Source organism: Cellulomonas biazotea, assembly GCF_004306155.1.
In the GTDB taxonomy this organism is placed as follows: Bacteria; Actinomycetota; Actinomycetes; order Actinomycetales; family Cellulomonadaceae; genus Cellulomonas; species Cellulomonas biazotea.
Map to the genome: position 1 here is coordinate 1 of NZ_BIMR01000372.1, position 8758 is coordinate 8758.

Annotated in this window: 6 protein-coding genes; 2 read left to right on the forward strand and 4 right to left on the reverse strand. The window is 72.0% G+C overall.

From position 1 onward, the window contains the following. Nucleotides 1-43: 43 nt before the first annotated feature. From CBZ_RS18785 to CBZ_RS18800, 4 genes are all read right to left on the reverse strand, one after another. Nucleotides 44-1720: an ABC transporter substrate-binding protein gene (locus CBZ_RS18785; RefSeq protein ID WP_130782983.1), complete on the reverse strand. Its 1677-nt coding sequence runs from the start codon at nt 1718-1720 to the stop codon at nt 44-46. A gap of 78 nt (nt 1721-1798) precedes the next feature. Beyond that, on the reverse strand, nt 1799-2746 hold the full coding sequence (locus tag CBZ_RS18790; protein WP_373862200.1) for a carbohydrate ABC transporter permease: 948 nt from the start codon (nt 2744-2746) through the stop codon (nt 1799-1801). After that, nucleotides 2740-3816, reverse strand: coding sequence for an ABC transporter permease (locus CBZ_RS18795; RefSeq protein ID WP_130782984.1), 1077 nt, complete (start codon nt 3814-3816; stop codon nt 2740-2742). The genes CBZ_RS18790 and CBZ_RS18795 overlap by 7 nt, the downstream gene beginning before the upstream one ends. Beyond that, the gene (locus CBZ_RS18800) at nt 3813-6230 is read right to left on the reverse strand and encodes a beta-xylosidase/alpha-l-arabinosidase (protein WP_130782985.1); all 2418 of its coding nucleotides are present in this window, start codon (nt 6228-6230) and stop codon (nt 3813-3815) included. The genes CBZ_RS18795 and CBZ_RS18800 overlap by 4 nt, the downstream gene beginning before the upstream one ends. Nucleotides 6231-6489: 259 nt before the next feature. On the opposite strand from CBZ_RS18800, the gene CBZ_RS18805 reads away from it, so the two are divergent. Both CBZ_RS18805 and CBZ_RS18810 read left to right on the forward strand, forming a co-directional pair. Next, nucleotides 6490-7611, forward strand: a complete 1122-nt coding sequence (locus CBZ_RS18805; protein ID WP_246013546.1) for a LacI family DNA-binding transcriptional regulator — start codon at nt 6490-6492, stop codon at nt 7609-7611. 61 nt (nt 7612-7672) lie between these two features. Then, nucleotides 7673-8659, forward strand: coding sequence for an acetylxylan esterase (locus CBZ_RS18810; protein ID WP_130782986.1), 987 nt, complete (start codon nt 7673-7675; stop codon nt 8657-8659). Nucleotides 8660-8758: the final 99 nt, after the last annotated feature.

Below are 8758 nucleotides of genomic sequence, written 5' to 3' on the forward strand. Positions count from 1 at the left end.
GTCCCGCACGCTCCGGGTGCGGGACCGGCCGGGCCGGGGTGCGTCAGCCGTTCGCGGCCAGCGCCTGGTTGTACGTGTCGACGTACTGGTCGACGTTGAGGCCCTGCAGCTCGGTCATCCACGCGTCCCACTCGGACAGCGGGCGGCTGCCGAGGATGAACGCCGCGGTGTTCTGCAGCACCGAGTCGTTGAGCGCGGACTGCCAGAGGGTGACCTGCTCCTGCTGCATCTCGTCGAGCGGCGCCGTGGGCGCGAGCGGCAGCTCCTCCTTGTCGGACATCGAGCCGACGAACTCGCGCGTCGACTCCGTCTGCATCGACCCGATGAGCTCGTCGGTCGTGCCGTTCGCGAACATGAACACGCCGTTGCTGAAGCCGAAGTCGGCGTTGAGCTTCTTCGTGCCCGTCGGGTTCAGTCCGTTCCAGTCGACGTCGGCCGCGAGCGTGCGGGTGCCGCCGTCGTTCGTGTACGTCGTGCCCTCGACGCCCCACTGCGCGAACTCGATGCCCTGGTCCGAGTAGTACAGCCAGTCGATCCACTGCAGCAGCGCGAGGAAGTGCGGCTGCTCCTTCGCGTCGGCCGACAGCATGAAGCCGGACGCGATGCGCGAGCCCGCGGCGACGTTGTCACCGGCCGGGCCGCCCGGCACGCGGATGAGCTTGACCTGCGCCGCGGTGTTGCCCGCGTCGGTGAACGTCTTGCGGTACGTCGTGACCTCCTGGGTGTTGCCGGAGATCGCGAGCGACTGGCCCGAGCCGAACTTCTGCACGGCCGTCGCGTCGTCCTGCGTGAGCGACTCCGGGTCGAGCAGGCCGTCCTCGACGAGGCTCGCGAAGTACTCCACGAGCTCCTTGTAGCCGTCGGTGGTCGGCGCGTACGCGAACTGCTCCTCGTCGGCGTCCCACCACAGGCCCTGGCCGAAGCCCCAGCCGGCGATCGTCCCGAAGTTCGGGGCGGCGAGCTGCAGCGTCGCGCCGAGCGGGCTGTTGTTCGTCGTCGACCAGCGGTCCGACATGGGCCACGCGTCGGGGTTCGCCGCCTTGAGCTTCTTCAGGTCGTCCCGGAAGTCGTCCCACGTCGCCGGGTCCTCGGTGATGCCCGCCGCGTCCCACAGGTCCTGCCGGACGGCGATCGAGTACTGCGGCTGCGGCGACTGGTACAGGCCGGGGAGCATGTAGACCTTCCCGTCGGCCTGCTCGAGGCTCTCGAGGTAGTCCTGCATCCCCCATTCCTCGATCTTCTGCTGGAAGTTCGGCATGTACTGGATGTAGTCGCTCAGCGGCAGGATCGCGCCGCCGGAGACGAACTGCGTCTCCTGCCCCTTGTACGTCACGGGGATGAACTCGGGGGCGTCGCCCGAGCTGATGATGAGCGACTTCTTCTGGTCCCAGTCGGACAGCGGTGCGCTCGTGACGTCGAAGCTCACCTTGTTCTTCTCCTCCAGCTCGGAGAAGAACAGCCAGTCCTCGTTCAAGGGGTAGTTCGGGTGGTCGCGGTACAGCAGCCCGAACGTCACGGGCTCGGTCGCGACGAACTCCGTGCCGGCCGCGAAGTCCTCCATCGCGCCGACCCGGTTCGCCTCGGGGATCTCGGTGCCCTGGCCGTCGCCGGTCGCCTCCGCCGCCGGGTCGTCGCCGCCCGACGAGCACGCGGCCGTCAGTGCGAGCGCCAGAACCGCGACCGACGCCGCGGCGCCCGCTCGCTGTCGTGCTGACCTCATGATTCTCCTTTTCGTGGAACTTCGTCGTCCTGCACGGGAGGGGATGGAAAAGCGCACTGCTGGCAGAGCGCGGGGGGACTACTGCTTGACCGCGCCGAGCATCACGCCCGACACGAAGTACCTCTGGATGAAGGGGTAGAGGCAGATGATCGGCAGCACCGTGAGGAGCATCGTCACGGACTGCACGTTCGCCGCGATCTGCGTGAGGTTGTCCGTCGAGCCGCCCTGGATCGACGTCCCCGACGTGACGCCGGCGAGGAGGTTCCGCAGGTACATCGTCACGGGGTACAAGCGCGGGTCGTCCATGTAGAGGAACGCCCCGAACCACGCGTTCCAGAACGACACCGCGTAGAACAGCAGCATCGTCGCGACGACCGCCTTCGACAGCGGCAGCACGACGCGGAAGAACACGCCGTACGTCGTCATGCCGTCGATCGCGGCCGCTTCCTCGAGCTCGCTCGGGAAGTTCTCGAAGAACGACTTCATCACCAGCAGGTTGAACACGCTGATGGCGTTCGGGAGCACGATCGCCCAGATCGTGTTCCGCAGCCCCAGCTCGCTGATGAGGACGTAGTTCGGGATGAGCCCGCCGTTGAAGAACATGGTCGCGACGGCGGCCCCGATGAAGAACTTGCGGCCCTTGAGCCCCCGCCGCGACAGCGCGTACGCGTACGTCGTCGTGAGCGCCATCGCGATCGCGGTGGCGACCACCGTGTAGACGACCGTGTTCCGGTAGTTCCGCCAGAACATGTCGTCGCCCAGGACCACCTGGAACGTCGTGAGGTTGAACCCGCGCGGGACCAGGTTCACCGACCCCGAGTTGATCGCGCCCTCGGAGCTGAACGCCTGCGCGACGATGTTGACGAACGGGTACAGGACCAGCCCGCACACGACGATCAGGACGAACGCGTTGACGAACCGGAACGAGCGGTACGCGCGCGAGTCCTTGACGACGCGCGGCTTGCCGCTCGTCGGGGCCGGCGGCTGCGTCGGGGCAGGCTGCGTCGACAGGTCGGTGGTCACCACAGGCTCGCCCCCACGGTCTTGCGCGAGATCGCGTTCGCGGACAGGACGAGCGTCACGCCGATGAGGGCCTCGAACAGGCCGATCGCGGTGGCGTAGGAGACGCTGTTCGAGACGATGCCGACCCGGTACAGGTACGTCGAGATGACGTCGGCCGTCGAGTAGATCAGCGGGTTCTGCAGCAGCAGGATCTTCTCGAAGCCGACCGCCATGAACGTGCCGATGTTGAGGATGAGCAGCACGACCATCGTCGGCCGGATGCCCGGCAGCGTGATGTGCCACGTCTGCTGCCAGCGGTTCGCGCCGTCGATGCGGGACGCCTCGTAGAGCTGGTCGTCGATCGTGGTGAGCGCCGCGAGGTAGAGGATCGTGCCCCAGCCGACGGTCTGCCAGACCTCCGAGCTCAGGTAGATCGTGCGGAACCAGGACGGCTCCTGCATGAACGTGACCGCGTCGCCGCCGAGGCTCGTGATGATCTGGTTGATCGTCCCGTTGACCGACGTGAGCTGGAAGACGATACCCGCGACGATGACGACGGACATGAAGTGCGGCAGGTAGGAGATCGTCTGCACCGACCGCTTGAAGCGCCGCGAGCGCAGCTCGTTGAGCATGAGCGCGAGGATGATCGGCAGCGGGAAGACGATGACGAGCGTCAGCAGGCCGAGCACGACCGTGTTGGTGAACGCGTGCCAGAACTGCTGGTCGTTGATGAACATCCGCACGTAGTAGAGGCCGACCCACTCGTCGCCGAAGATGCTCGACCCGGGCCGGAACCGCCGGAACGCGACGACGTTGCCGAGGATCGGCAGGTACCGGAACACCAGCAGGAACAGCAGCGGCAGGACGAGGAACGAGTACAGCCGCCAGTCCCGCTTGAGGGCCTGCCGCCAGGTGGTGCGCGGCGGCCGGACGACGACCCCGCCGGGTGTCGTCCACTCCTGGTTGCGGCGTCGCCGGGGCTGCCGCGGGGGCTTCGTGCCGACCGGCGGTGGCGCGTTCTCGGCGACGCCGACGGGCGGCGGTGCGCCCGGCGGGGCGACGCCCGCGACGACGGGCTCCTGCACGCTGCTCACGCGGACACCACCTCCGGGACGACGGCCGGGACGGGGACGGTCTGGGAGTCGGGCGTCTGGACGGCGGGCGTCTGGACTGCGGGCGTCTGGACGGCGACGTCGGTGACGAGTCGGCGGGTGTGGTCGACCTCGCGCTCGCCGCCGACGAGGCGCGCGGGGAGCGTCACGGCGTGGTCGGCGCTGGACCGCGACACGCGCAGCTCGACGTCGCCGGGCTCGACGACCCGGCGGCCGTGCAGGCCCGTGAACGCGGTGACGTCGGCGGGGACGGTGAACGTCACGCGGCCGCGCTCGCCCGGGGCGAGGTCGACGCGGGCGTACCCGACGAGCCGCACGACGGGACGGGTGACCTGCGCGACCGGGTCGTGCAGGTAGAGCTGCACGACGTCGGCACCCGCGCGGTCGCCCGTGTTGGTGACGTCGACCTCGACGACGACCTCGCCGTCGACGGCCCAGCGGGCCGCGGCGTCGGGCTCGTCAGGGGCGCCGACGAGCCGGGCCTCCCAGTCGAACGACGTGTACGACAGCCCGTGCCCGAAGGGGTGGACGGGCGTCGGGTCGACGTTCGAGACCTGCGTGCGGCGCCCGAGCGGCTGCGACAGGTAGGTGCCGGGCTGCCCGGAGGGGTCGGCGGGCAGGCTCACGGGCAGCCGGCCCGACGGCGAGACCGCGCCGGTCAGCACCTCGGCGAGCGCCTCGCCGCCGCGCTGGCCCGGGAAGAACGCCTGCACGACCGCCGCGGACCGGGTCGCGAGGTCGCCGAGCGCGTACGGGCGGCCCGTGAGCAGCAGCAGGACGACGGGCGTCCCGGTGTCGAGCAGCGCCCGCACCAGGTCGGCCTGGACGCCGGGCAGCCGCAGGTCGGTCGCGTCGCAGCCCTCCCCCGACGTGCCGCGGCCGAACAGCCCCGCGCGGTCGCCGACGACGGCCACGACGACGTCCGCGGCGCGCGCCTGCTCGACGGCCTCGACGAAGCCCGACCGGTCGGGGTCGGTGACGTCGCAGCCGCGCGCGGTCGTCGTGGCGACGCCGGCCTCCCGCAGCGCGCCGAGCACCGTCGGGATGTCGATGCCGATCGCGTGGTCGGGGTGGTGCACGCCGACGTGCGCGGGGAACGAGTAGCAGCCGAGCATCGCGTACGGGTCGTCCGCGAGCGGGCCGACGACCGCGACGCGGCGGCCGGGTGCGAGCGGGAGGACGCGGTCGGGGTTGGTGACGAGCACGACGGCCTCGCGGGCGAGCCGCAGCGCGAGGTCGCGGCTGTCGGCGTCGTCGAGCGTCAGGTCGTCGACGCCCGCGGGCAGCGGCGTCCAGCCGTCGTCGAGCAGGCCGAGCTCGATCTTCTGCCGCAGCACCCGGTGCAGCGCCCGGTCGACGAGCGCCTCGTCGACGTCGCCGCGCACCACGGCGTCGTGCAGCGGGCGGCCGTAGCAGTGCACCGACGGCAGCTCGACGTCGACACCCGCGGACAGGGCCAGCGCGGCGGCGTGACCGTCGTCGGCTGCGACCTGGTGCAGCGTGTGCAGGAACCGGATGCCGAAGTAGTCGGCGACGAGCGTGCCGTCGAAGCCCCACGTGTCGCGCAGCAGCGTCGTGAGCAGCGCGTGGTCGGCGGCCGACGGGACGCCGTCGAGCTCCGCGTAGGAGTGCATGACGGACCGCGCGCCGCCGTCGCGGACCGCCATCTCGAACGGCGGCAGGACGACGTCGGCGAGCTCGCGCGGGCCGATCGAGACGGGCGCGAGGTTCCGGCCCGCGCGGCTGACCGAGTAGCCGGCGAAGTGCTTGAGCGTCGCGACGACGCCCGCCGCCTCGAGGCCCTTGACGTACGCGGTGCCGACCGTGCCGACGAGGTACGGGTCCTCGCCGATGGTCTCCTCGGTGCGGCCCCAGCGGTAGTCGCGGGTGACGTCGAGGACGGGCGCGAGGCCCTGGTGGACGCCCGCGGCGCGCATGCTCGCACCGATCCGGCGGGCCATCTGCTCCACGAGGTCCGGGTCGAACGTCGCGCCCCACGACAGCGGCACCGGGTAGGCCGTGGCCTGCCACGCGGCGAACCCGGCGAGGCACTCCTCGTGCACGAGGGCCGGGATGCCGAAGCGGTTGGCGGCGACGACCTGCGCCTGCGACGCGGCGAGCGAGCGAGCGCCCGCGACGGGGGCGACGGGGGCCGAGCCGAAGGGGCGCGTGAGCTGGCCGAGGCCGTCGGCGATGACCTCCTCCCAGCCGAGGCCGTGGGACGTCATGTCCGCCTGGTGCGGGGCGACGCCGCCCCCCGACGCGTCCGCACCGACCCAGAGCCCGACGAGCTGCGACAGCTTCTCGTCGAGCGTCATGGCCGCCACGAGGGCGTCGGCGCGCTCGTCGGTGCTGCGCGTCGTGTCCCGCCAGGCGGCCTGCGGTGCGTCGGTCATCGGGTTCGTGCCCCCTCTCGCCCACGTCCTCGTGGGGCGTCGCAACTATCGCCGTCGTTGGCGAAAGGTCAACGATTCAGGAACGTAGACACATCCGGCAATGGCCGTCAATCGTTTGCCAGAATTTGCCAAGCGCGCCCGGTTCACCCGCGTTCACCCGTGTTCACCCGTCCGCTCCACGCACGGACCACCGGAACGGCAGGGGTCCGGTGCTACGTTCGGACGCGATACTTGCGGCAGGGCCGGGAGGGCTTCGACGATGACCAGCACCGACACCGGCGGACCAGCGAGCACCGGGGCCGACGACCCGCGTCCCCCTGCGGCCGGCTCGACGGGCGGTGCTGCGGGCGGCCCGGCCGACGGGCACGCCGGCGGCTCCGCGACGATCGCGCTCATCGCCGCCGAGGCCGGGGTCTCCGTGCCCACCGTCTCCAAGGTCCTCAACGGCCGCACCGACGTCGCCGCCGTCACCCGTGCCCGCGTCGAGGAGGTCATCGACCGGTACCAGTACCGGCGCCGCCGCGGCCGCACCACGACCGGCCCCGGGCTCATCGACCTCGTCTTCCACGAGCTCGACTCCGCGTGGGCCACCCAGATCATCAAGGGCGTCGAGGAAGTCGCCGGACCCGCTCGCATCGGCGTCGTCCTGTCCGAGCTCGGCGGCGCCCACCGACCCCGGCAGGAGTGGCTCGACGACGTCCTCGCCCGCCGCCCCCGCGGCGTCATCCTCGTGCTGTCCGACCTCGACCCCGCCCAGCGCCGCCAGCTCGAGACCCGGTCCATCCCGTTCGTCGTCGTCGACACCGCCGGCGAGCAGCCCCCCGGCGTCCCCGTCGTCGGGTCCGCCAACTGGGCCGGCGGCCTCGCCGCCACCCGCCACCTGCTGTCCCTCGGCCACCGTCGCGTCGCCGTGATCTCCGGCCCCGTCGACGTCCTGTGCAGCCGCGCCCGCATCGACGGCTACCGCAGCGCCCTCGACGAGGCCGGCATCGCGACCGACCCCAGCCTGATCCGCTACGGCGACTTCTTCGTCAACGGCGGCTACCGGCACGGCCTCGAGCTGCTGTCCCGCCCCGACCGGCCCACCGCGATCTTCGCCGGGTCCGACTTCCAGGCGCTCGGCGTCATGCGCGCCGCCCGCGAGCTCGGCCTGCGCATCCCGCAGGACCTGTCGATCGTCGGGTTCGACGACCTGCCCGTCACCGAGTGGCTCGGCCCCGCACTCACCACCATCCACCAGCCCCTGCAGGAGATGGCCGCCACCGCGACCCGGATGGTGCTCGCCCTCGCCCGCGGCGAGAGCCCCACCAACCAGCGCATCGACCTCGCCACCGAGCTCGTCGTGCGCGAGAGCACGGCCCCGCCCCCCACCGACGTCTGACGCCGCGCACGACCGACCCGCACGACCGGTCGCGACGACGCGACCCCGACCGAGGACGCCGATGGCCCTGTTCGACCTGCCCCTCGCCGAGCTCGAGCGCTACCGCCCCGAGATCCCCGAGCCGCCCGACCTCGACGCGTTCTGGGCGGCGACGCTCGCCGAGTCACGGGCCGTCGGCGACCCGGTCTCGGTCGTCCCCGTCGACACCGGCCTCACGCTCGTCGACACGTGGGACGTGACGTTCGCCGGCTTCGGCGGCCACCCCGTGCGCGCCTGGTACACCCGCCCCGCCGGGGTCGACACCGACCTGCCCGCGGTCGTCGAGTTCCTCGGCTACGGGCGCGGGCGTGGACTGCCGACCGAGCGGCTGACCTGGGCGAACGCCGGGTACGCCCACCTGCTCATGGACACCCGCGGGCAGGGCGGGCAGTACGGCAACGGCGGCGACACCCCCGACCCCGTCGGGTCCGACGCGGCCGCACCCGGGTTCGTCACCCGCGGCATCCTCGACCCGTCCACGGCCTACTACCGGCGGGTCTACACCGACGGCGTGCGGGCCGTCGACGCCGTCCGGACGCTGCCCGGCGTCGACCCGACCCGCGTCGCCGTGCTCGGCAACAGCCAGGGCGGCGGGATCGCGCTCGCCGTCGCCGGGCTCGTCCCGGACCTCGCCGCCGTCGCCGCGAGCGCCCCGTTCCTCTGCCACGTGCAACGGGCCGTCGGGCTGGTCGACACCGAGCCGTACGCGGAGATCGTCCGGTACCTGTCCGTGCACCGCGACGCCGCCCCGGCGGTCTTCCGGACGCTGTCGTACCTCGACGCCGCGTCGCTCGTGCGGCGCGCGCGGGCCGCGGTGCTGGTCGGCACGGGGCTGCGCGACACCGTGTGCCCGCCGTCGACCGCGTTCGCCGCCTACCACGCGTATGCCGACGGGGACCCGACGGTCCCGCGCGACATCGCCGTCTACCCGTTCAACCACCACGAGGGCGGTGACGCCCACCACGTGTCCCGCGTCCTGACCTGGTTCGCCACCCACCTGTTGCCCTGACGGGCCCGCCCACCCCGTCCTGGTGCCCAGTTCCGTGCGCGCCGCGGGCGTCAGGACGGGGTCGCGGGTCAGAGGGGTGTCGACCCCGTCCTGGCGCCC